This is a genomic window from Enterococcus sp. AZ196, from assembly GCF_050498845.1.
Taxonomy (GTDB): Bacteria; Bacillota; Bacilli; order Lactobacillales; family Enterococcaceae; genus Enterococcus_A; species Enterococcus_A murrayae.
Window position 1 is genome coordinate 1,142,306 of the sequence record NZ_JBIPAM010000001.1, and the last position, 25,801, is coordinate 1,168,106.

A 25,801-nucleotide genomic window follows, 5' to 3' on the forward strand; every position below is an offset into this window, starting at 1 on the left:
CACCCTTTACATTAAATGTAAAGGGTGCTATACATTATTTTTTTTGTAGTTGATGATACGTATTCTCAGCGACTACTTTTGGTAATCCGACCTTTTGTAACTCCTCTATTGATGCTGCTTGAATATTCTTTAAGGATTTAAACTCCTTTAACAGCATTTTTTTCCGTTTTGGTCCTAACCCATCAATATTATCCAATTTCGAAGCAAAACTATTTTTACTTCGTAATTGCCGATGGAAGGTAATGGCAAAACGATGGACCTCATCTTGAATTCGTTGAAGTAAGAAAAATTCTTGAGAGTTACGCTCCAAAGGAACAACCGTCAGTTCTGGTCCAAAAAGCAGCTCACTGGTTTTATGCTTGTCGTCTTTTGCCAGACCAGCAATCGGAATGTCGATCCCTAACTGATTCGCTAATACATCCTTGGCAACATCGACCTGTCCTTTTCCCCCGTCAATCACAATTAAGTCTGGGAATGGTAATCCTTCTTTTAACACACGAGAATAACGACGATAGATCACTTCTCGCATCGAAGCATAGTCATCTGGGCCTTTCACTGTCTTTATTTTATACTTGCGGTATTCTTTTTTAGCAGGCTTTCCATCAATGAAAACTACCATTGCAGAAACCGGATCAGTCCCCATAATATTAGAGTTATCAAATGCTTCAATTCGGATCGGCGCTGGAATATTCATCGCATCACCTAATTTTTCTACTGCCCCGATCGTTCGAGCTTCACTGCGACCAATTAAATCAAATTTTTCATTCAATGCTACTTGTGCATTTTTCCCTGCTAATTTCACAAGTTTTTTCTTATCACCGCGTTGTGGTTGTAAAACCTTCGTCGCTAACATGGCTTCTACACTTGGCTTATCAATATTATCGGGAATCAATACTTCCTTGGGAATGAAATGTTCATTTTCTTGGTAAAATTGACCAATATAAGTAAGAAAATCTTCCTCAGCATCATTGTAAAATGGAAACATTGAGACATCTCGCTCAATCAATTTTCCTTGGCGGACAAAAAAGACTTGGACGCACATCCAACCTTTATCAGTTGCATACCCAAAAATATCACGATCAACTAAATCAGTATTAGTCATTTTTTGTTTGGTCATCACTGTTCCGATCGCTTTGATTTGATCTCGGTATTCAGCTGCTTTTTCAAATTCCATATCCGCAGCCGCTTGATTCATTTTTTCCTTTAATTGATCTTGAATTTCAGTATGTCCGCCATTCAAGAAGCTCTTGATTTCTTCTACCATATCCTTATAAACCTGTGGATCCACATGAAAAGCATAGGGACACAAACACTGTCCTAAATGATAATAAAGACAAGGCGTTTTTTGCGATGGTTTACATTTTCGCAACGGAAACAACCGATCCAATAATTTTTTAGTCTCATTAGCAGCATTCACATCAGGATACGGACCAAAGTAATGGGCTTTATCTTTTAAAACTTTGCGCGTAATCATCAAGCGAGGATATTTTTCATTCGTAATTTTTAAAAATGGATAGGTCTTATCATCCTTTAACATGATGTTATACTTTGGATCATTTTTTTTGATCAAATTAATCTCAAGCAGCAACGCCTCAATGTTAGATTCTGTCACGATATACTCAAAATCCACGATCTCACTTACTAATCGTTCAGTCTTAGTGTTATGACTGCCGGTAAAATATGAGCGGACTCGATTTTTTAATATTTTTGCCTTCCCCACATAAATAATCGTGCCATTTTTATCTTTCATCAGATAGCAGCCCGGTTGATCTGGTAAAAGCGCTAATTTGTTTCTGATTCGTTCGTTCATAAGTGGCTTCCCTTCACAGCTATCTCCTAATATAGTAGTTTATTATATCTGCAATTCCACTGAAAAGCTATTTATACCGAGCAATTTTTTGTCTCGGACTCAGCAGCTTACCCTAGTAAAATTGTCACACTTAAAAAAGCTGGACATAAAGTCCAGCTCATCTTCTTACATGTGAGCTTGGATAAGCTCCTTTAATTGATCCTTAGTATGAACACCAATCACTTTATCAACAACTTGTCCATCTTTTTTCAAAACAAGTGTTGGGATACTCATAATACCGAATGATGCTGGAGTCTCTGGATTTTCATCAACGTCCATTTTTACAACTCTGAATTCATCTTCATCATATTCTTCGGATAATTGTTCTAAGATTGGTGCCTGCATACGACAAGGACCACACCATGTTGCCCAAAAATCGATCAAAACAAGTCCATTATCTGTTTCTTCGTTAAACGTTTTATCAGTGACTACTTGTGACATTTGAATTCCTCCTATAATAAATCGGATACTTTAAAATCCGCATCCTTTTTTCTTACTAAAAGTAGTATATCACGGTCACATTTTCTTCGCTAGCTTTCTGCTTACACTTGTAAACTATTTAAAAGTTACCACCGTAGCCCCACTACCGCCTTGGTTTGCAGGAGCAAATTCAAAGCTTTGAACATTCCGATTATTTTTAAGATAATCAGTAATTCCTTTACGTAACGCACCCGTTCCTTTTCCATGGATAATTCTTACTTGAGCAAAATTTGCTAAAAGTGCTGCATCAATGTACTGATCCACCTCAGCAAGTGCTTCTTCATAACGCTTCCCACGCAAATCCAATTCTGGTTTCACACGAGCGCTAGCTCCTCGTTGGACACCTGTTATCACGCGTTGCTTCGGTTCTTCAACAGGCGTAGTCAATACCATATCATCTTCAGAAACGGCCATTTTTAAAATACCCAATTGGACCTGCCACTCGTTCTCACCGATCTTTTGGATTAAAGTGCCCCTTTGTCCATAAGTTTCTACAATAACCTCATCATTTGGCTTAAACTGTTTTTTGGCCTTAGCTTTTTGCAGAATCTTATTTTTTTTCAAATGTTCATCTTGTTTTAAATCCGCTAATTGTGTCTTTGCTCCAATCAGTTGGTGTTCCTTTATACTTCCTTGACCTTCTAATCGCATTTTGCGGATATCTTTAATAATTTTTTCAGCATTTTCTTCCGCTTCGCTGACGATTTTATTGGCCTCTTTACGAGCTTTATCCATTTCTTTCTCACGTTCATCAAAGAAATAGGAATATGCATTTTTTAAATCGCGATAGAGCTTTTCAGATTCCTCCACATAATGACGAACCTCTAGGTATTCAGTTTCCGTAGCTTTACGTTGATTTTCTAAATCAGAGATCATCTCATTCAAATCTTGACTTTCCTCATCAATAATAAGCTTCGCACTCTCAATCACCATCGGATCTAGACCAAGTCGACGAGAAATTTCAAAAGCATTGCTTCGACCAGGTACCCCAATCAATAATCGATAAGTCGGACTTAATGTATCGACATCAAACTCCATGCTTGCATTGATCGTGTTCGAACGATTATAGCCATAAATCTTCAATTCAGGATAATGCGTCGTAGCCATCACATAAGAAGATTTCGCACCAACTGCGTCCAAGATCGCGATCGCTAACGCAGCACCTTCTTGCGGATCTGTCCCTGCACCTAATTCGTCAAACAACACTAGACTATGTTCATCGATTTTATCTAATATTGAAACAATATTGGTCATGTGAGAAGAAAATGTCGATAAGCTTTGCTCGATGGATTGCTCATCACCAATATCAGCAAATACTTCTGTAAAAATGCCCATCTCACTATCTTCATATACAGGTAATGGCAAGCCTGACTGTCCCATCAATTGTAAAAGACCAAGCGTTTTTAAGGAAATCGTTTTTCCCCCAGTGTTCGGTCCAGTAATCACAACAGCCTGAAAGTCCTGACCGATCATAATATCATTAGCAACAGCCTTTTCTTGATCCAACAGTGGATGCCGTGCTTGCTTAAAGAACACATGGTTCTGTTGATTGATCGTTGGTACAACTGCTTTCAACGCTTTGGCAAAGCGTGCCTTTGCGTTCATCAGGTCGAAACGTCCTAATACATACGCATTGTGTAAAATGTCTTTTCTAGGGGCAACTAATTCAGCCGATAATTCAGCTAATATACGTTCGATTTCCGTTCTTTCAGCAATCTGTTGTTGCCGCAATCGATTATTTAACTCCACAATTTGCTTTGGCTCCATAAACAAGGTCTGACCCGAAGCGCTCTGATCGTGTACGACCCCGCCAAAAATCCCACGGTACTCCTGTTTTACAGGGATTACATAACGATCGTTTCTCATAGTAATCAAACTATCACTCAAATATTTTGCATTTTTTCCACGAATCAATCCGTCTAACTGCTCACGAATCGTTTGTTCACTGCGGCGAATTTGACTGCGGATCGTACGTAATTCTGGTGATGCTTCATCCCGTATGCGCCCGTCTTCCTCTACAGAACGTCTCAACTTCCCGCTTAATTCCGGTAATGTCGTCAATTGATCTTCCCAAAAGTATATGCGTAGAAATTCTAACTCGCTATCCTTTAAATCATCAATAAATCGAACCAACTCACTTGTTGTTGATAGCACACGAGAAACCTCTGCCAACTCTACCCCGTTAAGGTTCGCACCAATTTCAATTCGCTTCATGTGTGGTTTAATATTATTTAATTTAGGAATCGGCAGTCCTCCACGTAAACGCTGGACCTTCATTCCATCATCTGTCTCATCTAGCCAGGCTTGAACTGTTTCTTCATCACTAGAAGGAGCCAATTGACGAATTTCTTCTTCCCCTTGTTCAGTTGTTAAATATTGTTGAATCATTTTTTTTACTTGTTCAAACTCTAATGTTTTTAGAATGCGCTCATTCATATTTTCACCTTCTATACATAAATAAACCGAAACCTGTCAAACAGCGTCCCGGTTTTTTTCTTTATCCAATAATTTTTGTCACCCACAAGCTATCAAACTGAGAACTCAAAAATAGTGAGTGCTCAATCATAAAACGGGCATACCAGCTGCCTTCTAATTGATTTTGAATCAATGCCATCGGTACGAAACTGACAAGCTTCAAAATCAAGAAAATGAACACATAGCAAACAAACAGTTGTAAGACTCCAGCGACAATTCCGTCATATTGAGGAATGATCACCTTAAACAACAAATCTTTAAAGAAGATCACGATTAGATGTGTCAACAACCAGCCCGCGAGCAAAATCATCACAAACGCAACTCCTGCATAAAAAGCTTTATCTAAATTGAAAGCTTGTTCCACAGAATAATATACCATCTTTGATTCGCTGGTGACGGATGGATATGGCACAAATAAATCCAAATGCGATCCTAACTGCTGATAAAACATTCGTGCAACAATAAATGACAGCAGATATCCAACCGAAAATACTATCTGATAAGCCAAGCCTCTTCGATAGCCAACATAAAAAGATAGCAGTAATGCAAATAAAATTACCAATGTTAACATAGTATCCCTCACTTATTTATTTGCCGCTCTTTTTTGAATCTCGCGTTTCCGGTTCTCATTAACAATCTGCTGTGCTTCTACGTGGTTCCGGATCGGAACATTTTCTTTTCCGTTTTTCCGCATTATTTCCTTGGCTTCAGCTTCAATTGCTTCGATTTTTTTAATTCGATTTTCTAATTCTAAATTATGAGCCGCTTGTCCATCAAGTGTATATTGCTGCTTTTCCAGCTTCATTAACGCTTCTTGCTTTTTTAATTGATCTGAGACCGCATTGATCGCCAATAACATCGTAGCTTTTTCTTGCGTGATCTCAGGTGATAACGACATGATCTCATTTAACTGTTCATTGACCAAGGCTGTAACCATATCCATATGTTGCTTGGATTCTTGTCCAATGATAGTATAAGTCTGACCGGCAACGATTGCCTTATAGCGATTTTGCGCCATATCGATCAACCTTCCTAATCCGATTTTTTTATTAATCCTGTATCAAAAATACTAATATATTATATGCTAAAACTTTTGATATGTACAACTTTCATCAATTAAAAGCCAATTAACTTAAAGAAAAGAGAAAAAAATCATGAGTTCTGCTGTCTTAAAACTAACAAAAACAGAGATTCAAAAACTGAAAACCTATTACACTGACTATTTGTTAAACAAAAAAGTTCCCTACAGTGAATTTTCTGCCAAAAAAAATGGCACAAGCATCACCGCCTATACTTCTGGTAAAGTTCTATTTCAAGGGAACAATGCTGAACAAGAAGCGGCCCGTTGGGGAAAAACAGGCGCTGCAAACACGAAAAAAGAAAACAGCTTGCCCAAAGATTTCGCGTCACTATCTGTCCTAGGCAGTGATGAGGTCGGTAATGGCAGTTACTTTGGCCCGCTATGTGTTTGTGCGGCCTATGCGGATAAGGAACATCTTACCGCACTAAAAAAACTTGGCGTTAAAGACTCAAAAATGCTGACGGACGGACAAATCCGTAAAATGGCTGAAACAATCAAGGAGTTGATTCCTTATAAATTATTAGTGCTTCATCCAGAAAAATATAATGAGATTCAACCAAAATATAATGCCGTCCGTATGAAAGTCGCGTTGCACAACCAAGCCATTCGGATACTACTAGAACAAATTTCACCTTCTAAACCTGACGCGATCCTAATCGATCAATTCACTTCAGAAGCAAATTACATGAAATATGTTAAACAAGAGACCAAGCAGATTGATCAAAAAATCTACTTCGTCACCAAAGGCGAGCAATACCATCTTTCTGTTGCCGCAGCTTCAATTATCAGTCGAGCAAGCTTCCTTGAAGAACTTGATAAGGCTTCGCTCGAGCTTGGAGCAAAAGTGCCATCAGGAGCCGGCAAACCTTCTGATGAATTGGCAGCAAAATTATTGCGTCAAGGCGGAATGAATCTGTTAAGTAAATATGCCAAATTACATTTCGCAAATACAGAAAAAGCACAAAAATTACTTTAATAAAGTTAACCCGTCAAAATGTCCAGCCATTTCGACGGGTTAATTTTAAACTTCTGATCCAGCTAGATATACTTGGCGGACGTTGCGCAACGCTTCAATATCAGCAGTGGCATCACCAGCTACAACTAAAATATCTGCTTGTAAACCATCTTTTAATTCGCCAGTAGTGTCTAATAGATCAAAGACTCTTGCAGGATTTTGTGTAGCTGTTTGAATTGCTTCTACTGGTGTTAACCCGTACCGTACCATCAATTCTAATTCTTCGACAATCGGTACACTTAGTGCTTCTAACATTACCATATCCGTCCCTGCTAGAATCGTCAACCCTTCATCATAAATCGCCTTAAAATTATTCGAATAAGCTTGAACAGAGCTCTCGAAGAAATCCAAATGATGGGAATAGGTTTCAGTAGATTGATTTGAATGGTCAATTCCTACTTCTTGAACCTTTTTATTATAATCTGCTAAAAAATGATAAGCAAACATCGTTGGCGTCCACGACTGCTGATTTTTAACCATTTGCTTTGCTTGCTCAACAGTTAAAAAATTTCCATGTTCGATCGTATCGAATCCAGCATCTATACACATTTGTATACCTGGCTGAGTCCCTGAGTGGACTACACATTTCATCCCAAGACGATGGGCTTCCTCCACACCAGCATCTAGCTCTTCTTGTGTGAACTCACAGATATCATCGCGATTAGTCGTTAACAGCTTGATCCAGTCCGCACCATCTTTTTTCTGACGACGAATCGTATGACGAATATTTTCTGCACCATCTACCTCTTCAATCCCATCTTCATGACCGTGTCCTCCGGTTATACAAATTCCACGATCTGTATGCAAAATGCGTGGTGCTTTAACGAACCCTTTCTCGGCCGCTAAACGTAGTGTTTCTAATAGAAATTGTGGTCCACAGCAATCACGAATCGTTGTCACACCTTTTGCTAGACAAGTCTCGGCTTGTTTTTGTGCGTAATAGGCAATCATAAAATCATTGTACCGATGCAGATCGGGCTGTGTCCAATAATAGCCCAGATGAATATGTGCATCCATTAATCCTGGTAAAATCGTCCCATTGCCATAATCACGAACCTCTACTTGGGAAAATTCATTAGATAATTTTTCAGCTTTTCCAACAGCTAATATCTTATCTTTATCAAAAACAACACCGCCATCCTCAATGATGGTTTTGCCATCACCAGTAATTAATTTCTTAGCCTTTAATAAAATCAACTTCGTATTCCCTCCTATGTTTAAAACGTTTTCAATTACTTTATTAAGTGTAACAAAAAAACCATCTAAATTGATAGTCAATTTGGATGGTAGAATCAATTAATTTTTCTTATTATTGACGATAATACTCTGGTAATTTAAAGCCGTACTCTGTTTCAATTATGTTTCCAACTTGCAGCAATAAATCCTCTCTTCCCCGCGCTGCCATAAATTGAATTCCGATAGGCAAGCCTGCAGAGGTTACATGTGTTGGCAGACTAATAGCTGGTTGTCCGGTTAGGTTAGCTAATTGAGTGTACGGTGTAATTTGCAGGCTTTTCTCAAACATTTTCTCGATCAAATGCTGCAATTCAGTCTCAGATAGACTTGATGAAACTTCTAACGCATCGCGGATTTCACTATTTAATAATTCCTCATCTATTTTTGGTGCCGTCATTGCAGTTGTCGGTGTCAGGAGCAAGTCATATTTTTTGAATAACTCTTCCATCTTGAAAGCTGCAAAATCCCACTGATTCAATGCATTTATAAAGTGACTGGCTGGGATTTTTTTGCCATATTGATAGATAGCCCAGGTCATTAATTCCATATCATTTTTTTCAACTGGTCGTCCTAATCCCTGTTCTATTCCAGCAAACATAGCGGCTGTTTCGGCGCCATTCATCAAATAATAGCTGGTTATTAATTTATTTCCGTTAACAGGATAATTGATTACTTGCAGTTCATGTCCTTGCTTCAATAAAAAATCATGGGCCTTTTCGACTGCACCAACAGCCTCAGGAGACACCTTTGTATCGATTGGCGAATCAATAACTACAGCTATTTTTAGCTTCTTTTTTTGCGCCGCTTGTGTATGCCGCCACTCCTTCAAAGGAGCTTGGTAAGGAGCCGCACTCTCGATGCTTCGCATAGTATAAAATAGCTTTTCTGTATCACGCATCGAAACCGTTAATGCAAAATCAATCGCTGCCCCTTGCCATCCACGCCAACTGTTTGGCCCTACAGGCATGGCACCTCGGGTTGGCTTTAATCCAATTAAGCCGCAGAAAGACGCTGGAATACGTATTGACCCGCCGCCGTCACTAGCTCCCGCAATCGGAACAATTCCAGAAGCCACTGCACTAGCTGCTCCTCCGCTAGACCCTCCTGAATAATAAGCAAGATTCCATGGGTTTTTCGCTGGTCCGTAAATCTGTGCATCTGTAATATTTTTAAAACCAAACTCTGGCGTATTGGTTTGCGCAAAAGGGATTAAGCCGCTTGTTATCATCTGATTAGTAAAATTACTATTCCGGCTAGCGCGATGCTCTCTCAGTAGTTTTGATCCTGAAGTACTTAGCCACCCCTCTTTTTCTTGTCCTAACATTTTTAACGGCACTGGCAACCCAGCAAAAGGTCGTTCTAGCATATTTTGTTGCTTCTGATATTCTTCAATAGCCTCATGATCCATCATTGAAACGAATGCATTTAACATTGAATTTTGCTTTCTAGCTTTTTCTTCAAAAGTTTTCAACAGCTCGTGGAAACTTATCTCTTTATTACGTAACTTTTCTGCCCAGTATAAACCATCTTTCATTGCGATCCTCCTCTTCTTCTTTTTATTATTATCACAGACTTTTTTTAAAAGTACTAGCAATTGTCATGGATTAATGCTCTATTGCCATATTGAATACTTAAAAGCAAAGAACACACGATCATTCATGTGTCCTTTGCTCATTTAAGTGTATTTCTTTTGAAAATATTTTTCCAATCGATGTTGAATATTGCCAATACCGATACACAGTAGCCAATAAATCAGTGCAACTAAAATATACATTGACAGATAATCGAATGTTCTTCCACCAATAATTTTCGCTTTCTGAAAAATATCTGGTACAGTGATCATCGCTGCCAAAGAGGTTCCCTTAACAAGATCCATTGCTACGTTACTTAAAGCCGGAATCGATATTCTTACTGCTTGTGGCAAAACGATATAACGTATTGTCGGCAAAAAACGGTTTCCCAATGCGTACGCTGCATCCCATTGTCCTGAATCAACCCCAGCAATTGATCCACGATAGATTTCGCCAATAAAAGCACTGCTGGTTAAACTAAAACAAATAATCGCTGCCGTTACTGCGTTTAATTGGTAGGGTAACCCAAAATATAATAAGAACAACAGAACCAATGCAGGTGTTCCCCGTAAAAAAGATAAGTAAAATCTTACAAGAAGTTTCACGGGCCGCCATGGCAAAAATCCTAAAATAGTCGTTAAAACACCAAGCAAGTTACCAATGAAAAATGCCGCTAAGCTGATCCCTAAAGTGTAGCCTAATCCACTCAGAAGAAATGGAATTGAGTCCAACATCAGGGCTACATTAAGTGTTGGAATATACATTAGTCTGCCGAAACCTTTTCGGTTACTTTCTGTTTAGGCTTCACTGAGACATCCGTGTCAAAATACTGCTTAGAGATTTTCTTTAGCGTTCCATCTTTTTTTAAATCTGCTAGTGCAGCGTTAACCTTTGTTTTAAGAGATTGATCCCTTTTGTCAAATAGAAAGCCTGTAGCGTTTGCGTTGAAATAAACATCTTCAAGAATTTTAACAGGAATATCTGGTAAAGCCGCAACAGACATTTTTTGTAAATAGTAATCATTTAAGATTACATCTGTACGTCCATTAGCAACATCCGTTAAGTACTGATCATTCGTGGCATTATCATAGGTTACTGCTTTCGCCCCATATTTTTCTGCGATCTTCATATAACTAGTATTAGGTTCGCCTGCAGCTTTTTTCCCTTTTAGATCCTTCAAGGAGTTAATCCCTGAACTATCACTCTTCCTGACGATCATACTATCAAAGGAATATTTAATTGGCGAAGACAGAGAGAATTTTTTTGATCGTTCTTTCGACATCCCAAAATCGTTTGCCGCAAAATCTGCTTCTCCTCGATTGACTGCAGTTACTTGACCATCAACATTGTATTCCTTAAAGTTGATTTTTAACGCTAATTTCTTTGCAACTGCTTTTGCCACCTCAACATCATACCCTGTCAGCTTATTTTCATCGTTGTAATAAGAAGATGGAAAAAGCGTACCGGAAGTAGCTACCGTCAATTCCTTTTTGTCCTCTACTTTTTTCCAACTAGTATCCTCTTTGGTCTCTTCATTACTTCCGCAAGCCACTAAACTCACACCTGCCATAACTAGCGCCAAACCTATCCACCATTTTTTCAACAGCATCATCTCCTTTTTATTTTGCTAAATTCTAAACGTTGATTCTTTTATAGCATATAAAAAACAAAGACATGTAGAAACTTGCCTATGAAAAACAGTTGTTAATACAGTTGTTAAATGCAGCAAGCGTGTGCTATCACAACTATTTAATAACAGTGCGAAGCAATTTTCACTAAATTTATTCGCAGAATATTTTTAGGTATCAGTTACTAGTTCCCCTTTCCATTTAGAAAAGAGAAAAAAGACATAGTTTTTTTACTATGCCTGATTCTGTTATTTTCTTGATCACTACTCCTTTAAAAGATAAAATAAACGAATACTAAAAAGAGGAACCCCATGACTTAGGATTCCCCTTACCTCTAAAACTATTCTTCTTCTTCGGTCATGAATATCTGTTGTCTTATCACAGTTTATTGAGTTTTAAAAACCCATAAAAATTTATTCTCTATTAGATTTTATCTTGCTAATATTTAACACATACGAAACATTTTCTTGGTCAATATCTTAGTCAAAAATTTCTCATCTAATGTGGGGCGTCCGTTCACTTTGTGGACGGTATTTTTAGTTCCAAATTATACTTTTAACTTTAGAACGTTTCATTAACGTGTATCTTGGTCTTTTATTAGAATGGAGCGTTGTCGGTTTAAATATTCCATCTTCGTGATCCCTTCTCAGTCCTAAAATAATTTCTTCTTTTCTTCCCATTTTTGTAAATACACAATCTAATTTCATTGGGTTAGGCTTCTCGTTCTCCATAGGAATACAAACTTTTATCTTCTGATCTGTAAACACCTCATACAAGAACGGATACAACAATATTCGATTTTTAATGTCTTGTGATCCAAAATTATGATGCTTTCTAATGTTTTGAGCCGTCATTCTGCCGGAGTCAATATCTTTAAGTATTCTGCTACCAACTCTATTTTTACCAACATAGTGCAACCCTAATAGGTGTGGTAACCCATCATCATGAAAAGCTACTTCAAATTGATTCAAGCTTTTATAATTCGTCAATACCCGACATGATTTACCGTGAAAGTTACAACGGTAATCATTTAATATGTTAGTCAGTACTACATCGTTATACCGTTCTAAAGATATCCTCGTCATAATTTCTCCTAAAAAAAAGTACCCTCCTATTCCTAGAAGGGTACGAATATGTAAACGGTACGGACTAGATGCGTCTCCAGTCGGGACTTCCGGTAGGTTACTAGGCCTCCTCCAGGCAACTTGACGTACCACAATCAAATCTCCGAATTTTCGGACAGGCAAGCTTGCAAGACGACCTACAAAAGTTATAGGTTGGGAAGATAGCTAATCTTCACCATTAATATAACAACATCGCTAATATTTGTCAATATTCTACATTCCTCTGGTTCGATCTAGTTAGAGCTATTTAAAAGAAATTTTAATTATTTCTTTTCTAATTCAATCCAGTTAAAGCTAATGAGATATAGCAAAATCTTTACAAATAGAATAAAATGACACTCATAGATTTAAATATCAAAGTGTTTACCTATTCTACATCAATTTATTTAATTCTCTTTTGACCACTTCTGTACTAAACGAAAAATTTGGCGATTGACTTTTAAAAGGGACATTAGCAAGAACTTTCATAATCTCTGGCTGTAATATCGTTGAAAAATCAATATCTTCTGAACAACACTTTATACGCTGGATAATATTATTAGCGATGGTGACAAGAGCCCGATTATCATTTGAAGATAATTCTATTCTGCCAGCTTTTAAAAAGTATTTTTTTATCTGAACTGTTGGTACATCACTATAACTAAATACTTCTTCAATGCCCATTTTGATGTAAGTTATTAGTTCCTTTTTATTCTTCGCATTAATATCTGCTAAAACTATTGACGAAAAAGACAAGTCATTCACTAGCACAAGAATCTTTTTACGGTTTAACGTGAAATAGTTAGCGTGCCAGGAATAAAATGAATGTTCATCACTAGAAATTTGAATGTCTGAATTAGTAAAGGATGAAAATAGAGGTAGTACTTTTTTTGTTGGAATAATGTTCATGCTATCCTCCATAGCTTTTTCTTTCAGTATACCAAAAATACATTATTGATTCTAAAATACGCAAAAAATATTTTATATCAACACTTTAAAGTCGTATTTTTTGAATTTATCACAAATGAGGAATATAATTAAGTTGTATTCAATTAAGAATAATTACTAAGGTGTTAGGACAATAGCACCACTGACCGCCTTCTCTCTCTCATTGCATGGCGGTCTTTTTACCTTTTCCTTATGAAATTTTAAGCATAATCTCTTTTGATCGGCATAGAATTTGTTATAGACAATGCTCAAATAAAAAGGAAGCGATTTAATGCCGCAATATGTTTGTACAAGAAAGCTTTTTAGAACTAAGCTCTACGAGGTACATCAAATTACTTGCAGAGATGCACCAAGAGAAGCGGACAGTTTCACAGTAGGCACATTTAGTACCTGTAATCAAGCGATTGAATACCTTGAACAAAACAATCCCGGTAGCTTTAAATTTCACGGTTGTTACTTCTGCTGCCCATCTTGCTATGAGCATAATCTAGAATTCGAAATTCCGTAAATCTTGTCTTTCTGACTGTCCTATTTTGATGTACAATAGTTATGAGCTAGGCTGAATCTCCTTATATAATTCAAACCGGCTTATCATTTTCACCTAGCTCATTGACCGCCTTCTGATCCGTCGGCGGTCTTTTTTTTATGAGGCAATCAGATGTATAATGCTTATTATGAGTTAGTTCCTATAAATAACCCATAATAAACCCTTACTAACTCATTGGTCACTATTACCCGATAGTGACCTCACATATTGCTAACTACATGACAGAATGATAGAGTATCTTTTCGAAATGTATTCTTTTATAGATTTAGACCGCTGCGGAAACTGCGGTCTATTTTTTTATTGATTTATAAGCACTATAATTCTATACTGTCTATGGGCGCAATTAATTCTTTTTCAGAGAATTTTTTCCGATTTGACTGCTGTTTTTAACAGTAGTCTTTTTTTAATTGAAAAGCTCATTTCACAATGATAATTTATTATTAACTTGTTACATTTGGAGTCTGCTGCGGAAACAGTAGGCTCTTTTTTTGTGTGGTTTGGCAAATTCAAATCACCTTTCTAAAACCTTACCTAAAAGAACTATCAAATATTATGGGGTAACGATTCGTTAGGTCATCCCTAACAACCACAAAATCACTCTCAATGATCTAAAGTAGCGATTCGTGACTTTAGAAAGCATGCTACCACCGCAGAAATACATCGTCTTTTTATCAAACTAACCCGATATTTTCGGGGTACATGGCAGGTCGATATTTTCGACTTGGCTAGACTGACTAGCTTTTTTCTAGTCAGTTCAAATTGACGATACCGATGCTTTCGGTGTTGTCAAAAACAGAATGAATATTGTTCACGCTGAATTACAATTTGTAACGTGGCTCTAACAAGGTTACTATTTGATACCCTGTCGGAACTGGGTCGATATTTTCGACCTTGATTTTATATCTCCCCAAAATTGGAGACATCTTTATTTGAGAGGGGGACAGAATTTTCGGCTGCCCCACCTTTTTCTACACTCGATGTCTGCATGTTTTTATACAACCGTAAAATTCAATCGGCGGAAAATTCCGCTCATAATAAATCAATGACATGTTGTTTTTATATAAGCCCTGCTTCGATCATGTTCAGCTCATCTTGATAGTATTCGATCTCATTCTCTCTTTCTAGCCGCTCTTGTTTCTTATCCTGATAATTCTCTAAGAACTTGATCGATTTACTTATATCGGCGTGCCGCTTCCTTATGTATGAATGGCTATAGCCCAATTCCTCAGCTATTTCATCTAACGTACAATGATCGATGTATTTCAACCGAAGAATTTGACTATCAATATTATCAAAGCTTTCAAAAATATCGTAGGCCTCTTTCATTTGATCTTCTAGCAGTGTAATTTCATCGCCAATAATTCTAATCTTATCTTCGAGCGATGCAGCCCGGGAATTCTTTTTTAACTTTATTTTGCTTAAATCGCCATCTACCCAGCGTATCAACTCCAGCTTTGATTTATTGAGATTCCACTTTAGATACGTCAACTGTTCCGATAATTCTTGATAATCTTTTAGCCATTGGAATTTCAAAGCATCGCCCCCTATCGTCACGATCAAAATAGCTATGTTCTCTTGCTTAGAATTCATATAGAGTAAAACATAAAATCAGATACAAGCAACGTTTTGAGCTGCTTGTATCTGTTCTTTGGTATTTCTAGTGATTGTCTGTATTTCCACCATAAACAGCAGTCTCTTGTATAACACCTTTGCAATATTTAGGATCAACATGCAATTTGAATATTCCTTTTTCCATCATTCTTTCTATTCGCCACCCGTCTTCTCCAAACAATTCAAATATGTTTCCTTTTCGAAGTTTTTCAGTGGCTAACACATCTAAAACATCACTTTCTAACCTGCCAAACGGTGCATCTTTTGAATAACTAGGCTCATAAAAACGGGCGTTCTTGTCTACTCCTGGTCTGTCATCATTATATTTATTCAGCATTGATGACACGTCGTCTCGTAAGTTCCATTCATCACTATAATTTGTTACTGCATTAACCTTAGCCTTACCGTACTCGTTCAGGATCTCAATTGCTACGACTGTACCATACCCGTTATGAATTGTTAGCTCCTGCAACTTTTGTTTTAGTTCGTTAGAGTTGAATCCTTTAAATCTAACTACTGCCATTTGTTCGATTTCTTCAGGCTCCTGATTTATTGCAGCGTCTAACTGAATAGCCTCACGAACTGATCCCATAATTTCATCTTTCACCGATTGCGGCAAAGAATTAAATAATTCATCCGTGCTGTTTTCTATGTTTTCGATCTCATTCATATTTTTTTGTTCTGTCATTTTGATTTCCTGCTTTCTATTTTTAATTAGTCATTTTGTTTTCAATCATCGCGATGCGTTCTTGAATGTCATCAAGCTCAATCGATCGATAGGCAATTTCTAAAACGTTCTTAGCCGCCTGAACCTTCGAACTTGGCGATGCCTTCTTATCGGTCATAACTTCCCTTAAAACCTCTACAGCCTCCTCAGATGCTTTCTGTAGCCTAGCCGTGACTTGCTGCATCGCCTCACGCCGTAGCTTACGGTATTCAGTCAGAAACTTGTCATCTTTGAGATACTTGTATCCAGTAGTTTTATTGATGCCTGCCATCTCACAAGCTTTCTCAATGCTAGGAGCTTCCAGCAACGCTTTTAAAAATCGATCCTGCCGAATGTTTAACTCTATGGCCATGCAATATTCCCCCTTCCGTTAGTATTAGTCGTTTTGCGTATCGCCAGCGATCATAAGATGATTACAACTTCATAATCATTTTCTTTGAGATGCTGATCTAGTTCCTCCTGAGTAAATGAACGGTCTTTATGTGTATACGTGCCGTCTTTATTAGTGTACGCAACAAAAATCTTACTTTTATCGTATCCACCAGTTACCTCAGTTTCAATGCGCCTTAACCTCTCTAATATCCTGCTTCTATCCATTTTGACGCCCTCCCATTCAAATAAAAAAGAGGATACAAGAGACTCAACGCACTTCTGCGCTCAGCTCCTGTATCCTCTGGTTCTTCCTAGTAAGATACTATTATTCGACTACCGCTATTATACCATTTATATGCTCAAAATGATACGTTTCTATGCCACTTTAATATCGTTTCACTGTTACTTTTCGGGTTGTTTTTCAGTCAATTGATGTGATTCTGTTTTATAGTATTGAACCACTTGACCATCTTTTACGATCAATTTTATTTCACCATATTTCGGCAGTTCTACTACTTCCGCCTTTTGGTTGTTATCGATGTATACTTTATCCATTTTATCGCTCCTCTATTATTTTGAAATCTATAGCGATGCTCGCCATCCTTCTAAATCAGCCGATTCAATTTGATCTATAAGCTGGGTCATGTCTTTTACTTGCGATTTATATGCCGCCAATCCTTCTCTGCGTTCTTCTTCAGTCTCAGCAATGAAATAGCCCCGATCATCGCCGCTACGCTTAGCGCATACAGGAACGCCCTTCTTACGTAGGCTATTGATTACATCGTATACAGTTCGTTCATCTATGCCTAATAATTGGCCAACATCTCTAATAGCAATCTTATGTTCGCTACCGCTGGGGATCACATCCAAAACGTCACTTTCTAACGTGGTTAATTGGTCCATGTTAACCTCCTCCAATTCTTTTATAATTTGTTTCAGTCTTTAAAGATTTTCAGTTCTTCTGCATCAGAACCAAGCGTGTTCTTATATACACTTAAAAAGGTAAATTGTCTTCGTCGTCATCTACCGAATACTTAACCTCATCGCTTTGGCTTAGTTGTTCGTTAAAAGCTTCTTGTTCATCTTGTATATCGTCAACAGTAGTAAAACCCTTTTCTTGCCATTCTTTGAGTAATGCAGTGATATAGGCTAACGGAGATTTCACATCTTCTCTAAACGCTGTTTTTGTCATCGCCTCATAAAGAAAATCAAATCCGTATCTTTCACCTAATCGATTTAAAGTATTTCTATCGATGTCACCAACTGCATCAAATGTTTCTACATAATAGGCTAAGCAGTCATTTAAACTGAAAGATGAAAAACCGACAGCATAAGCATTTTTTTCAGAGTCTTCTAGACTAGCCTTATCTTTGCTATCCTGCTCTATGCTTCTCTGCTCTCTACTAATCTGTCCTTTACTAAACTGATCTATGCTACTCTGCTCTATGCTATACTGAGTATCCGAATCGGATACGTCCTGTATACAAGGTGTATCCACATATTTATATGTTCTGTTTTCAGTAGTTATGATGTGTTCTTTCTCCGATAAATGAATACTTGGCGTATACCTATCTTTTTGAATATAGTTATTTAACTTCCATTCTGAAATAATAATCACGCCATTTTCAAAAGCGATTATAAAATTTTTAGCTTCTAGCATTTTTAAATCATCGTCTGTTGCGCTACATGCTCGTTTAACTTTTTTTGGGCTGGACACAAATCCATCATCATCAGCGTGCATCCCTAAATGAAAATAAAGATTTTGCGCTGTTGGTGCCATATCTAGAAACCTATCTGAATCAACAACATCCTTTGAAAACATCCTTCTATTTGCCATAACGTCATATCACCACTTCTTAAACTTATTTGATTTCATCTTGCTTGTTTCCATATCGAGTGTAGTTCTCTAGGCTCTTTACTAATTTCTTTGCAGTCTCTGACTCCATAAGCTCGTAAACTTTGTTCAATTCGTCGGCTAGCCGTTCTCTGCTGCCTTTTTTATCAGACTCAACACGATTTAAAACATCGCTTAGAATGTCGAATAACTCATCTTCTTCTTCAAGCGAGCTTATTGTTTTCATTTCACTTCTACCTCAATCTTTTCAATTGCAATCGCCATTTTTAATAGATTATTACGAACGGCACCTTTCTTCTTTTCATCTGCTTTTTTTCTTAAATAATCAACTAGATTTTTCCGTTCTTCGGTATCCGACTTTTCGGCGTATTCAAATACATCATTCAGCGTTTGTACTAATTCATCCCCGAAATATTCTTTTGCTGTCATCATGCGGCTACCTCCATCGGTTCTAAATTCTCAGCGACTATGATTGTATTACCGGATTTGTTGCCGCATAGATAAATACCTTCTTGAAACTCCATCAAAATTTTAACCAATGATCCTGGCGCAATAAATTTAGATTTTTTCACTTTGCAAATATCGCCTATTTTAATCATTTGCAGTCACCGCCATTTCTGAACGGTCCAAAAGTTCATTTGTAACTGAATCGATTGTTTTACTGGCGCTATCCAGTACGCCTGAAATATTATCGAACCCTTTCTCATGAAAAAGGTCATAAAAGATCAAGAGTCTATCACCGTCGCTGTTGGCTCGTTGTGCTTGTAACTGCAGACTACTTATATAACTCTGAACCAATCCGACAGAAGCATTCAAATCATTAATATCATAAGCAATATGTCTTAATTGGTGTTGTTCATTCACTTTCATCATTCTGCACCTCCAGCGGTTTGTTTGTGATCGTGGATATATGAGAACTCGTCATAACTAACGAAAAGCAGTAATGCGATGCCAGTAAATACAATGATCTTCCCTAATATCGGCAATGTGGTAGCGATGCCTCCCAGTAAAAAGGCGGCTAATGCTAAATTAATTCTTTTCTTCATCGTTTTACGCTCCATTCTGATTTGTGTTGTGTTAAAATAGAGCAGAACAAAAGGCTAATTATAGCCCTTTTTGGTAGCTCTCAACGTTCGCTTTGGTCGGCTTGATACGTTGAGGCTTTTTTCTGCTCTATTCATGGGTTATCCTTCCAATTCTGCACCTAATAAATCGGCTAACTGTTCAATGTACTGATAAATCAAATCTTGATAGACTTCTAAATCAATAGGTTCACCGTCTGTCTTGGTACATGTGGACTGATTGAACTCATACAATCCTTGTAAGACAGATTGGACTGTCGGCGGTTCAACGCCGTATAATTGCTTTTCATAAGCTTCAATTTCCGCCACAGCTTCGCCAATTAATGCATGGCCTTCTTCCAAACTGGCATGATGAAAGGCGGCTTTTAATCCGTTCAATATTCGTGATTTCTGACGATCAATTTCAATTGGATTTACTTGTCCATCGCTCATTTTTAGTATCCTCTTTCTAATTCAATCCCTAATAACTCAGACAACGTTTTAACACGATGGTTTATAAAAGCTTGGTAAGTCGGAGATACAACAACACTCTCCCCATCAATAGAACCATCGCTAAATGGGTGGCTTACTTCGTTTAACTCCTGCAGCAAATTTTTAACTGTTGCTTGATCTTCGAAGAGAATAGCATTCGCAACCTGTCCGATTTCTTCTTGAATCGCTTCTAGTGGCGTGTCCGGTTCGCATTCTAAAATATGATTCATCGCTTCTTGTACTTTTCCATTTCTATTCATTGTTAAAGTCCTCCTGATTTCAATTCTAAAGTGTCTAACATTTGGCTACAGTGACAGTTTACACATCTCCTCAATATTGATGACTCTACCCATCGCCCCACACGTCAGGTCTATTAAATTTTGTGTTTTTCTAAAAAAGCATCTGCATCGCGTTGGTCAATTTTTTCGTATCCATCGATCATTACGACACGCAAGCCCATCTTTTCAATGAATACGTATTTAACGGTATTGTAACTTGTTGACATATAAGCGGCCGCCTGCATATAGCCCATGAACCGAGGCAATTCAAGTTTTTTCTTGTATTCATCTAGAAAAGCAATTGCTTGCTGTTTTCCTTCTTCTGCAGCCGCTTCTTTGACCATTTCACGCAAAGCCGGGGATAGGTCTAATTCGTCTATGCTAAGTTTGGCCATATGATCACCCGCCTAGCGAGCCTTTTCAGGCTTTTTAAGCGTTGTTTGATAAATCACTACCCCGATATTCAGAATCAGCTTGATATCATCGTATGAGCGACCTAATAAGATGAGGCCTGTTGTCAATTCTTCAATCTGATTGACTGCCGCCTGCTCTTTAGTAGTAAGAAAATCTAGCGGCGTAGCTTTCGGCTTTGTCCCTCTAGCCTCACGCAACTGTTTAGCATTGAAGCCTAGAGCCTTCTTGTACACTAGATTAGTAAAATGTTTGTAGAAATGGGCATTAAACCCTGCCTGCTTGATCGCATCCGTCATAGTTAAGCGGATTTCTTTCCCCTTAGCTCGTTCTAACCGTCTTGCCGCCAGTTCTGATTCCATCCCATAAAACTGTTTAACCAGTTCTTTTTTAAAGTTTCTGACTGGTTCAGTGTTATCAAGGTACGTTATTAGCAAGGTCGCTTGCTGCTGATTGAGATGGTAAATCTTTTTTCTAGCGCGACCTGACGCACGGATTTCAAATCCGATCGTTCCAAATTCACTTAGATCATTCTCATAGGTACGAATTAAACGAGTCACACTATCACGATTGTTGCCGGAAAATTCTGCAATGATCTCATCCGTAGTGAATGGTTCGCAGTTTAAGTCTTCAGATTCAATAAATACTAATTCCTTCATCGCTAGCCCTCCTTATAAACTTTTTCGTTGACCAGCCAATCAACTAATTTCTTATAGACTGTTTTTCGGACTGATAGTAGTTGCTCGTTTTCTATCATTCCCAAAGTCTTAGCTGAAATACCAATTTCGCAAGCAGCAGAACCCAGAGTTATATTTTTTCTTGCTCTACGTTCCCGAAGCTTTGCAGCCATTTCTGAATCAAGTTCAAACATTTATTCACCTCCCTCAATTCTTTTAATCTGATTACAGGAATATCTTAATATCTGAATAAAAGATTGTCAATGGTTTTTTCCTTTTTTCTGATATTAAGATTTACTTTATTCTTAAAAAATGGTAAATTCGTAACGATGATACAAACAAGGAGGGAATTAATTGAATAGGATAAAGGAACTTAGAAAAAAGAAAGGCTTTACTGTAGCTGATTTAGCAAAGGAAATTGAAATTTCTCAAAGCATGTTATCAAATTACGAAAATGGAAATAGTACGCCAAGAAATACCGAAACATGGGAAAAAATGGCAAATTTACTAGATGTAACTGTTCCCTATTTAATGGGATTTGATACTAAATTAACAATGGGAGAACGTACATCTGAAGCTAGAAAAGACATGGGACTTACTACAAAGCAACTAGCTAGAAAGGTGGGAATTACTGAGGAAACATTAAAAAACTTTGAAGCCGATGTACCTCAATCAATAGATACTCATCAATTGAATAAAATCGCTTCTATCCTCCAAGTTTCTGTAAGTTATTTATACGGCTATACTGAATATAAAACAGCAGAAGAAATGCAAAAAAAGTTGAATGAACGATTTGTAAAGTCCGATTTAAATTTTGATGAATTAATTGATTTTCAACATTTAGAAACGTCACTACAAAAGAAAGAGCAAGAAGCTTTTTCCAATCGTTTTAAGAGTGCCCGACAAAAGAACGGAGTCGACATAAAAAAACTGTCAAAATTAACTGGATTACCTTCAGATTTCATTGAAAAAATAGAGAATGGTGAAGGATTACCTGCCCCAAAAGACTTGGAAAATTTGATAGATAAAATCAGGTTCATTACTGGAAATTCAATCCAAGCAAAAGAAATTGAAGAACACGGAAAAGCTTCTCCTTTAAATTGGGAAGAACTGTACAATAATATATCTTCACCTATTCTAAGTGCGTATAGCAAAGAATTATGGGAGCGATTCGTTGATACTAATCAAGATGAGCAAAAAATTATCAATACCTACAGAGAGTTAACCGAGGAAAATAAAGATTTCTTGCTTAAAATTTCTGACACTTGCCTAAATTCTCAGCTATGGGAGCGCAAGGAAAACGGAGGCTCTTTAAATGCTTGAGGACAAATACAGCATGCCAAAAGATGAAAATATATTTTTGGCCAAGAAAACACTCGTAGAAAATATTTATAGTCAAGCTAAGATGGAAAATATCAACATCACCTTTCCAGACACTAAAACGATCATTGACGGCATGAGTGTTTCAGGATTAAAGACCGATGACGTTCAAAAGGTCTTAAACTTGCGTAATGCTTGGCGATTTGTACTTGATGATGTATCTGCAGACTTAAACACGGAATACGTTAAAACAGTCCATGCGATGGTATCTTATGGCAGTTTGGCGCAGTCTGTTCCGCATATGAGTATAAATACTGATGTAAGCAGTCTTATCTATGAAAAGCCAACTTGCTCAACAGAAAAAGCCCTAAACTATTTTCTAGTTGCTTGCAGCTCTAAACTGTTTTGGGAAAACAACATACTAACTGCTACGATCCTTGCAAATAAAATCATGATCGATTCTGGCGTCGGTATATTTATTATTGTGGAGAAACACTTGCTTCGCTTTAAAAAGCTGATAATTGATTTCTATGTAACTGAAGACAGTACTATAATCAAACAATTTCTATATGACCATTGCATTTTTGGAATCGACTATACTGAATAGTTTCTAACTGTCCAAAATTGGACACCCTCCATACATACCCATCGCCCCACGTTAGGTACTGGGAGGAAAACACAATGGCAACATTCAAACAATACGAAAAGAAAAACGGTACGAAGGCATGGCTCTTTAAGGGCTACCTTGGTACCGATCCTGTAACAGGAAAAGAAGTACACACCACACGTCGTGGTTTCAGCACAAAAAAAGAAGCCAAGCTAGCCCTATCCCGGCTAAAGCTTGACTATGAAGAAAACGGCTTGAAGAAAGATGAAAAAGAAACCTTTCGACAAGTCTACGAATTATGGGTTGAAACTTATAAAACGACTGTAAAAGAAGTCACGTTTATAAAAAATGAGATCAAGTTTAATAAATGGATACTGCCTGTTTATGGCGATCTGCGTATTAAAGAGGTCACTGTAAAGCGAGCGCAACAAATTGTTAACGCCTGGGCTAAGGAGACCGATCAATACAAGGTACTGCATTCTACAGCTAAAAGAATCTTTGAGTATGCTATCAGTCTTGGTGTGATCCAGTATAACCCACTGGCTCATATTATGATGCCTAAACGACCACAGAAAGCCGTTAGCAATGATCCGGTTAAAGTATATAGTAAAGAACAGCTTAAAACGTTATTCGACTATGTCAACGCACTAAAGCCGAATTACAGTAATGACTATAACAAAACTCTGCTACGCTTTCTATTTTATAGCGGCTGCCGTATTAGTGAAGCTCTGGCTCTCAATTGGTCAGATATTGATTTTGAAGGCAGTGACGTTCTAATCAATAAGACTTTGAGCCAAACGAAACACGGCTATAAAATCAGCGATCCAAAAACAGATAAAAGTGCCGCTAAGATTACCCTCGATGCTGAAACAATTGCGACCTTGAAGAAATGGCAGATAAACCAGCGCAAATATATGCTTAGTCTTGGGATAACCGATCCAACTATGATATTCTGCGGCATCTATAAGCAAATGATTACCCATCATGCTATCTATGCCCGGATGCTGACGATTACTGAAAAATCGGGCATTCCCTTTTTGGGTCTCCATGTCACACGTCACACCCATGCAAGTCTTTTATTAGATGCTGGGGCAAGCATGAAAGAGGTTCAAGACCGTTTACGTCATGCAAAGATTTCAATGACTATGGACACATACGGACATCTTAGCAAAGAGACAAAAGACAAGACTATAGAAAAGCTCGTTGCGCATCTAAATTTCTAAATGTCTTGGTCAATTTCTTGGTCAAAAGTAAAAAAGAAAAGGAGAAACCCTGTTGCACCAAGGTTTCTCCCACTTTTAAAACTTATTCTTCTTCTTCGGTCATGAATGTATTAAATACTTCCTCGATCATGTCCCATTCAGCGTCAGTCTCAATTTGTTGTAACTCGCCTTCGCTGCCGTCTTCGTTTTCAACGTATGCGTAAGCTTGTAATTCAACATCCTCGTCCTCTGGCGCTCCTGCAGGATAAAGCAACACATAATTGCGATTAAATTCTTCTTGTCCATCGATGGTTAAAAGAATTTCGTAGAGCGTTTCATTTCCCTCGTCATCTACTAAAGTAATCACTTCATGTTCGTGGTCATGATCGTGTTCGTGATCATGGTCATGTGTGTGTTCGTGTGCCATTCTTATTCCTCTTTTCTAAAGTTTATTGCCGGTACGATCAAGATAATTCTGTAAAATCATAACCGCTGCAAGTTTATCAATAACTTTTTTTCTTTTCGAACGTGAAACATCTGCCTGTTCAACTAACATTCGTTCGGCTTCCACCGTAGTAAGCCGTTCGTCTTGAAAATCGACCGGCAAGTCAAAAAGCTCTTTAATTTTCTCAGCATAAGCCATGGAAGCCTCTGCTCGCGGACCGATCGAATTGTTCATATTTTTAGGAAGTCCTACTACTAATTTGGTGACTTGGTATTCTTTGACAAGCTCACCTAAACGTTCAAAGCCAAACTTCCCTTTTTCTTCGTCGATTCGGATGATCTCGACTCCTTGAGCCGTCCAACCGAATGGATCACTTACTGCGATCCCGACAGTTTTCGAGCCGACATCTAATCCCATTACTCTCATCGAATATCAATACCATGATCTTTCAAATAGTATTTTACCAAAACTTCCATAACCTCATCGCGTTCGTGACGACGAATCAAGTTTCGTGCATCTTGATAACGAGGGATATACGCAGGATCTCCTGATAATAAATAGCCGACGATTTGGTTGATCGGGTTGTAGCCTTTTTCGGCCAAAGCATTGTAGACAATCGTCAGTGTCTCACTGATTTCTTTTTTACGATTATCATCAAAATCAAAACGGACTGTTTCATCTGTGTATCCCATTTTCTCACACCTCTCCTTGAAATTATCAACAATTATATTCTACTAAAAGAAGACAAAACTTACAAACTTTGCAAGTTGCCAATCTCTTGGCTTTAGAAAATCTTCCAAATTATTATAA

35 protein-coding genes are annotated in these 25,801 nt (G+C 37.7%); 4 read left to right on the top strand and 31 right to left on the bottom strand.

From position 1 onward, the window contains the following. Positions 1 to 34 precede the first annotated feature (34 nt). The 5 genes from uvrC to zapA form a co-directional block, all read right to left on the bottom strand. A complete protein-coding gene (uvrC, locus tag IGI67_RS05520) occupies positions 35 to 1,810 on the bottom strand; it encodes an excinuclease ABC subunit UvrC (protein WP_207106706.1) in 1,776 nt (591 codons plus the stop codon). A gap of 165 nt (positions 1,811 to 1,975) precedes the next feature. Further along, on the bottom strand, positions 1,976 to 2,290 hold the full coding sequence (gene trxA / locus IGI67_RS05525; RefSeq protein WP_010744490.1) for a thioredoxin: 315 nt from the start codon (positions 2,288 to 2,290) through the stop codon (positions 1,976 to 1,978). A gap of 114 nt (positions 2,291 to 2,404) precedes the next feature. Next, positions 2,405 to 4,765 (bottom strand): endonuclease MutS2, encoded by a 2,361-nt coding sequence (locus tag IGI67_RS05530; RefSeq protein ID WP_429957029.1) that lies wholly within the window; start codon positions 4,763 to 4,765, stop codon positions 2,405 to 2,407. 61 nt (positions 4,766 to 4,826) lie between these two features. Beyond that, positions 4,827 to 5,375, bottom strand: a complete 549-nt coding sequence (locus tag IGI67_RS05535; RefSeq protein WP_207106704.1) for a CvpA family protein — start codon at positions 5,373 to 5,375, stop codon at positions 4,827 to 4,829. A gap of 12 nt (positions 5,376 to 5,387) precedes the next feature. Continuing rightward, complete coding sequence (zapA, locus tag IGI67_RS05540) at positions 5,388 to 5,822, bottom strand: cell division protein ZapA (RefSeq protein WP_207106703.1); 435 nt, start codon at positions 5,820 to 5,822, stop codon at positions 5,388 to 5,390. Between the two features lie 136 nt (positions 5,823 to 5,958). Between zapA and rnhC the strand changes: the two genes are divergently transcribed. Continuing rightward, on the top strand, positions 5,959 to 6,861 hold the full coding sequence (gene rnhC, locus IGI67_RS05545; RefSeq protein ID WP_429957030.1) for a ribonuclease HIII: 903 nt from the start codon (positions 5,959 to 5,961) through the stop codon (positions 6,859 to 6,861). Positions 6,862 to 6,906: 45 nt separating this feature from the next. Here rnhC and IGI67_RS05550 read toward each other — a convergent pair whose 3' ends face one another. The 23 genes from IGI67_RS05550 to IGI67_RS05660 all read right to left on the bottom strand — a co-directional run bounded on the left by IGI67_RS05550 (position 6,907) and on the right by IGI67_RS05660 (position 21,611). Next, a complete protein-coding gene (locus IGI67_RS05550; protein ID WP_429957031.1) occupies positions 6,907 to 8,097 on the bottom strand; it encodes an amidohydrolase family protein in 1,191 nt (396 codons plus the stop codon). A 112-nt stretch (positions 8,098 to 8,209) separates the two neighbouring features. Then, positions 8,210 to 9,670, bottom strand: a complete 1,461-nt coding sequence (locus IGI67_RS05555) for an amidase (protein ID WP_429957032.1) — start codon at positions 9,668 to 9,670, stop codon at positions 8,210 to 8,212. Between the two features lie 141 nt (positions 9,671 to 9,811). Beyond that, positions 9,812 to 10,471: an amino acid ABC transporter permease gene (locus tag IGI67_RS05560; protein ID WP_429957033.1), complete on the bottom strand. Its 660-nt coding sequence runs from the start codon at positions 10,469 to 10,471 to the stop codon at positions 9,812 to 9,814. Beyond that, complete coding sequence (locus IGI67_RS05565; RefSeq protein ID WP_429957034.1) at positions 10,471 to 11,310, bottom strand: transporter substrate-binding domain-containing protein; 840 nt, start codon at positions 11,308 to 11,310, stop codon at positions 10,471 to 10,473. The genes IGI67_RS05560 and IGI67_RS05565 overlap by 1 nt, the downstream gene beginning before the upstream one ends. Before the next feature lie 561 nt (positions 11,311 to 11,871). Beyond that, positions 11,872 to 12,552, bottom strand: a complete 681-nt coding sequence (locus IGI67_RS05570; protein ID WP_429957035.1) for a PBECR4 domain-containing protein — start codon at positions 12,550 to 12,552, stop codon at positions 11,872 to 11,874. Between the two features lie 279 nt (positions 12,553 to 12,831). Next, positions 12,832 to 13,347, bottom strand: coding sequence for a DUF6933 domain-containing protein (locus IGI67_RS05575; RefSeq protein ID WP_429957036.1), 516 nt, complete (start codon positions 13,345 to 13,347; stop codon positions 12,832 to 12,834). Positions 13,348 to 14,989: 1,642 nt separating this feature from the next. After that, positions 14,990 to 15,466, bottom strand: coding sequence for a sigma factor-like helix-turn-helix DNA-binding protein (locus IGI67_RS05580; RefSeq protein WP_429957037.1), 477 nt, complete (start codon positions 15,464 to 15,466; stop codon positions 14,990 to 14,992). A 124-nt stretch (positions 15,467 to 15,590) separates the two neighbouring features. After that, on the bottom strand, positions 15,591 to 16,232 hold the full coding sequence (locus IGI67_RS05585) for a hypothetical protein (RefSeq protein ID WP_429957038.1): 642 nt from the start codon (positions 16,230 to 16,232) through the stop codon (positions 15,591 to 15,593). Between the two features lie 22 nt (positions 16,233 to 16,254). Next, positions 16,255 to 16,623 (bottom strand): phage replication protein, encoded by a 369-nt coding sequence (locus IGI67_RS05590; protein ID WP_429957039.1) that lies wholly within the window; start codon positions 16,621 to 16,623, stop codon positions 16,255 to 16,257. Positions 16,624 to 16,673: 50 nt separating this feature from the next. Next, entirely contained in the window at positions 16,674 to 16,868 is a 195-nt protein-coding gene (locus tag IGI67_RS05595) for a hypothetical protein (RefSeq protein WP_429957040.1), read from the bottom strand. Positions 16,869 to 17,045: 177 nt separating this feature from the next. After that, on the bottom strand, positions 17,046 to 17,198 hold the full coding sequence (locus IGI67_RS05600) for a DUF2292 domain-containing protein (protein ID WP_429957041.1): 153 nt from the start codon (positions 17,196 to 17,198) through the stop codon (positions 17,046 to 17,048). A 27-nt stretch (positions 17,199 to 17,225) separates the two neighbouring features. Beyond that, a complete protein-coding gene (locus IGI67_RS05605) occupies positions 17,226 to 17,546 on the bottom strand; it encodes a hypothetical protein (protein WP_429957042.1) in 321 nt (106 codons plus the stop codon). Positions 17,547 to 17,637: 91 nt separating this feature from the next. After that, a complete protein-coding gene (locus IGI67_RS05610) occupies positions 17,638 to 18,480 on the bottom strand; it encodes a DnaD domain protein (protein WP_429957043.1) in 843 nt (280 codons plus the stop codon). Between the two features lie 25 nt (positions 18,481 to 18,505). After that, positions 18,506 to 18,724: a hypothetical protein gene (locus tag IGI67_RS05615; RefSeq protein ID WP_429957044.1), complete on the bottom strand. Its 219-nt coding sequence runs from the start codon at positions 18,722 to 18,724 to the stop codon at positions 18,506 to 18,508. Further along, entirely contained in the window at positions 18,721 to 18,930 is a 210-nt protein-coding gene (locus IGI67_RS05620; protein WP_429957045.1) for a hypothetical protein, read from the bottom strand. The genes IGI67_RS05615 and IGI67_RS05620 overlap by 4 nt, the downstream gene beginning before the upstream one ends. Beyond that, positions 18,927 to 19,070 carry a hypothetical protein gene (locus IGI67_RS05625; RefSeq protein ID WP_429957046.1) on the bottom strand — a complete coding sequence of 48 codons (144 nt, stop codon included), beginning with the start codon at positions 19,068 to 19,070 and terminating at the stop codon, positions 18,927 to 18,929. Before IGI67_RS05625 ends, IGI67_RS05620 begins: the two co-directional genes overlap by 4 nt. A 19-nt stretch (positions 19,071 to 19,089) precedes the next feature. Next, a complete protein-coding gene (locus tag IGI67_RS05630; RefSeq protein WP_429957047.1) occupies positions 19,090 to 19,371 on the bottom strand; it encodes a hypothetical protein in 282 nt (93 codons plus the stop codon). Further along, a complete protein-coding gene (locus IGI67_RS05635) occupies positions 19,368 to 19,544 on the bottom strand; it encodes a hypothetical protein (RefSeq protein ID WP_429957048.1) in 177 nt (58 codons plus the stop codon). The genes IGI67_RS05630 and IGI67_RS05635 overlap by 4 nt, the downstream gene beginning before the upstream one ends. A 138-nt stretch (positions 19,545 to 19,682) precedes the next feature. Beyond that, a complete protein-coding gene (locus IGI67_RS05640; RefSeq protein ID WP_429957049.1) occupies positions 19,683 to 20,012 on the bottom strand; it encodes a hypothetical protein in 330 nt (109 codons plus the stop codon). A 2-nt stretch (positions 20,013 to 20,014) separates the two neighbouring features. Next, complete coding sequence (locus IGI67_RS05645) at positions 20,015 to 20,311, bottom strand: hypothetical protein (protein WP_429957050.1); 297 nt, start codon at positions 20,309 to 20,311, stop codon at positions 20,015 to 20,017. Between the two features lie 113 nt (positions 20,312 to 20,424). Beyond that, positions 20,425 to 20,724, bottom strand: a complete 300-nt coding sequence (locus IGI67_RS05650; protein WP_429957051.1) for a DNA-binding protein — start codon at positions 20,722 to 20,724, stop codon at positions 20,425 to 20,427. A 12-nt stretch (positions 20,725 to 20,736) separates the two neighbouring features. Further along, positions 20,737 to 21,399: a Rha family transcriptional regulator gene (locus IGI67_RS05655; protein WP_429957052.1), complete on the bottom strand. Its 663-nt coding sequence runs from the start codon at positions 21,397 to 21,399 to the stop codon at positions 20,737 to 20,739. Positions 21,400 to 21,401: 2 nt separating this feature from the next. Further along, a complete protein-coding gene (locus IGI67_RS05660) occupies positions 21,402 to 21,611 on the bottom strand; it encodes a helix-turn-helix domain-containing protein (RefSeq protein ID WP_429957053.1) in 210 nt (69 codons plus the stop codon). Between the two features lie 160 nt (positions 21,612 to 21,771). On the opposite strand from IGI67_RS05660, the gene IGI67_RS05665 reads away from it, so the two are divergent. The 3 genes from IGI67_RS05665 to IGI67_RS05675 all read left to right on the top strand — a co-directional run bounded on the left by IGI67_RS05665 (position 21,772) and on the right by IGI67_RS05675 (position 24,567). Beyond that, entirely contained in the window at positions 21,772 to 22,740 is a 969-nt protein-coding gene (locus IGI67_RS05665) for a helix-turn-helix transcriptional regulator (RefSeq protein WP_429957054.1), read from the top strand. After that, positions 22,733 to 23,344 carry a Fic family protein gene (locus tag IGI67_RS05670; protein ID WP_429957055.1) on the top strand — a complete coding sequence of 204 codons (612 nt, stop codon included), beginning with the start codon at positions 22,733 to 22,735 and terminating at the stop codon, positions 23,342 to 23,344. Before IGI67_RS05665 ends, IGI67_RS05670 begins: the two co-directional genes overlap by 8 nt. A gap of 74 nt (positions 23,345 to 23,418) precedes the next feature. Then, positions 23,419 to 24,567, top strand: a complete 1,149-nt coding sequence (locus IGI67_RS05675) for a tyrosine-type recombinase/integrase (RefSeq protein ID WP_429957056.1) — start codon at positions 23,419 to 23,421, stop codon at positions 24,565 to 24,567. Positions 24,568 to 24,649: 82 nt separating this feature from the next. Here the strand turns inward: IGI67_RS05675 and IGI67_RS05680 are convergent, their stop codons facing one another. From IGI67_RS05680 to IGI67_RS05690, 3 genes are read right to left on the bottom strand one after another with little or no spacing between them, the layout of a single operon-like run. Then, positions 24,650 to 24,973, bottom strand: coding sequence for a DUF1292 domain-containing protein (locus IGI67_RS05680; protein WP_086305741.1), 324 nt, complete (start codon positions 24,971 to 24,973; stop codon positions 24,650 to 24,652). Positions 24,974 to 24,988: 15 nt separating this feature from the next. Next, positions 24,989 to 25,417 (bottom strand): Holliday junction resolvase RuvX, encoded by a 429-nt coding sequence (ruvX, locus tag IGI67_RS05685; RefSeq protein WP_207106697.1) that lies wholly within the window; start codon positions 25,415 to 25,417, stop codon positions 24,989 to 24,991. After that, a complete protein-coding gene (locus IGI67_RS05690; RefSeq protein ID WP_010739601.1) occupies positions 25,414 to 25,683 on the bottom strand; it encodes an IreB family regulatory phosphoprotein in 270 nt (89 codons plus the stop codon). The genes ruvX and IGI67_RS05690 overlap by 4 nt, the downstream gene beginning before the upstream one ends. Between the last annotated feature and the right edge of the window lie 118 nt (positions 25,684 to 25,801).

What these genes read in the sequence shown, in the direction of transcription:
- uvrC (WP_207106706.1), bottom strand. Translation starts at nt 1,810, where the DNA reads ATGAACGAACGAATCAGAAACAAATTAGCGCTTTTACCAGATCAACCG.
- trxA (WP_010744490.1), bottom strand. Translation starts at nt 2,290, where the DNA reads ATGTCACAAGTAGTCACTGATAAAACGTTTAACGAAGAAACAGATAAT.
- IGI67_RS05530 (WP_429957029.1), bottom strand. Translation starts at nt 4,765, where the DNA reads ATGAATGAGCGCATTCTAAAAACATTAGAGTTTGAACAAGTAAAAAAA.
- IGI67_RS05535 (WP_207106704.1), bottom strand. Translation starts at nt 5,375, where the DNA reads ATGTTAACATTGGTAATTTTATTTGCATTACTGCTATCTTTTTATGTT.
- zapA (WP_207106703.1), bottom strand. Translation starts at nt 5,822, where the DNA reads ATGGCGCAAAATCGCTATAAGGCAATCGTTGCCGGTCAGACTTATACT.
- rnhC (WP_429957030.1), top strand. Translation starts at nt 5,959, where the DNA reads ATGAGTTCTGCTGTCTTAAAACTAACAAAAACAGAGATTCAAAAACTG.
- IGI67_RS05555 (WP_429957032.1), bottom strand. Translation starts at nt 9,670, where the DNA reads ATGAAAGATGGTTTATACTGGGCAGAAAAGTTACGTAATAAAGAGATA.
- IGI67_RS05560 (WP_429957033.1), bottom strand. Translation starts at nt 10,471, where the DNA reads ATGTATATTCCAACACTTAATGTAGCCCTGATGTTGGACTCAATTCCA.
- IGI67_RS05575 (WP_429957036.1), bottom strand. Translation starts at nt 13,347, where the DNA reads ATGAACATTATTCCAACAAAAAAAGTACTACCTCTATTTTCATCCTTT.
- IGI67_RS05585 (WP_429957038.1), bottom strand. Translation starts at nt 16,232, where the DNA reads ATGACAGAACAAAAAAATATGAATGAGATCGAAAACATAGAAAACAGC.
- IGI67_RS05590 (WP_429957039.1), bottom strand. Translation starts at nt 16,623, where the DNA reads ATGGCCATAGAGTTAAACATTCGGCAGGATCGATTTTTAAAAGCGTTG.
- IGI67_RS05595 (WP_429957040.1), bottom strand. Translation starts at nt 16,868, where the DNA reads ATGGATAGAAGCAGGATATTAGAGAGGTTAAGGCGCATTGAAACTGAG.
- IGI67_RS05600 (WP_429957041.1), bottom strand. Translation starts at nt 17,198, where the DNA reads ATGGATAAAGTATACATCGATAACAACCAAAAGGCGGAAGTAGTAGAA.
- IGI67_RS05605 (WP_429957042.1), bottom strand. Translation starts at nt 17,546, where the DNA reads ATGGACCAATTAACCACGTTAGAAAGTGACGTTTTGGATGTGATCCCC.
- IGI67_RS05610 (WP_429957043.1), bottom strand. Translation starts at nt 18,480, where the DNA reads ATGGCAAATAGAAGGATGTTTTCAAAGGATGTTGTTGATTCAGATAGG.
- IGI67_RS05615 (WP_429957044.1), bottom strand. Translation starts at nt 18,724, where the DNA reads ATGAAAACAATAAGCTCGCTTGAAGAAGAAGATGAGTTATTCGACATT.
- IGI67_RS05620 (WP_429957045.1), bottom strand. Translation starts at nt 18,930, where the DNA reads ATGATGACAGCAAAAGAATATTTCGGGGATGAATTAGTACAAACGCTG.
- IGI67_RS05630 (WP_429957047.1), bottom strand. Translation starts at nt 19,371, where the DNA reads ATGATGAAAGTGAATGAACAACACCAATTAAGACATATTGCTTATGAT.
- IGI67_RS05635 (WP_429957048.1), bottom strand. Translation starts at nt 19,544, where the DNA reads ATGAAGAAAAGAATTAATTTAGCATTAGCCGCCTTTTTACTGGGAGGC.
- IGI67_RS05640 (WP_429957049.1), bottom strand. Translation starts at nt 20,012, where the DNA reads ATGAGCGATGGACAAGTAAATCCAATTGAAATTGATCGTCAGAAATCA.
- IGI67_RS05645 (WP_429957050.1), bottom strand. Translation starts at nt 20,311, where the DNA reads ATGAATAGAAATGGAAAAGTACAAGAAGCGATGAATCATATTTTAGAA.
- IGI67_RS05650 (WP_429957051.1), bottom strand. Translation starts at nt 20,724, where the DNA reads ATGGCCAAACTTAGCATAGACGAATTAGACCTATCCCCGGCTTTGCGT.
- IGI67_RS05655 (WP_429957052.1), bottom strand. Translation starts at nt 21,399, where the DNA reads ATGAAGGAATTAGTATTTATTGAATCTGAAGACTTAAACTGCGAACCA.
- IGI67_RS05660 (WP_429957053.1), bottom strand. Translation starts at nt 21,611, where the DNA reads ATGTTTGAACTTGATTCAGAAATGGCTGCAAAGCTTCGGGAACGTAGA.
- IGI67_RS05670 (WP_429957055.1), top strand. Translation starts at nt 22,733, where the DNA reads ATGCTTGAGGACAAATACAGCATGCCAAAAGATGAAAATATATTTTTG.
- IGI67_RS05675 (WP_429957056.1), top strand. Translation starts at nt 23,419, where the DNA reads ATGGCAACATTCAAACAATACGAAAAGAAAAACGGTACGAAGGCATGG.
- IGI67_RS05680 (WP_086305741.1), bottom strand. Translation starts at nt 24,973, where the DNA reads ATGGCACACGAACACACACATGACCATGATCACGAACACGATCATGAC.
- ruvX (WP_207106697.1), bottom strand. Translation starts at nt 25,417, where the DNA reads ATGAGAGTAATGGGATTAGATGTCGGCTCGAAAACTGTCGGGATCGCA.
- IGI67_RS05690 (WP_010739601.1), bottom strand. Translation starts at nt 25,683, where the DNA reads ATGGGATACACAGATGAAACAGTCCGTTTTGATTTTGATGATAATCGT.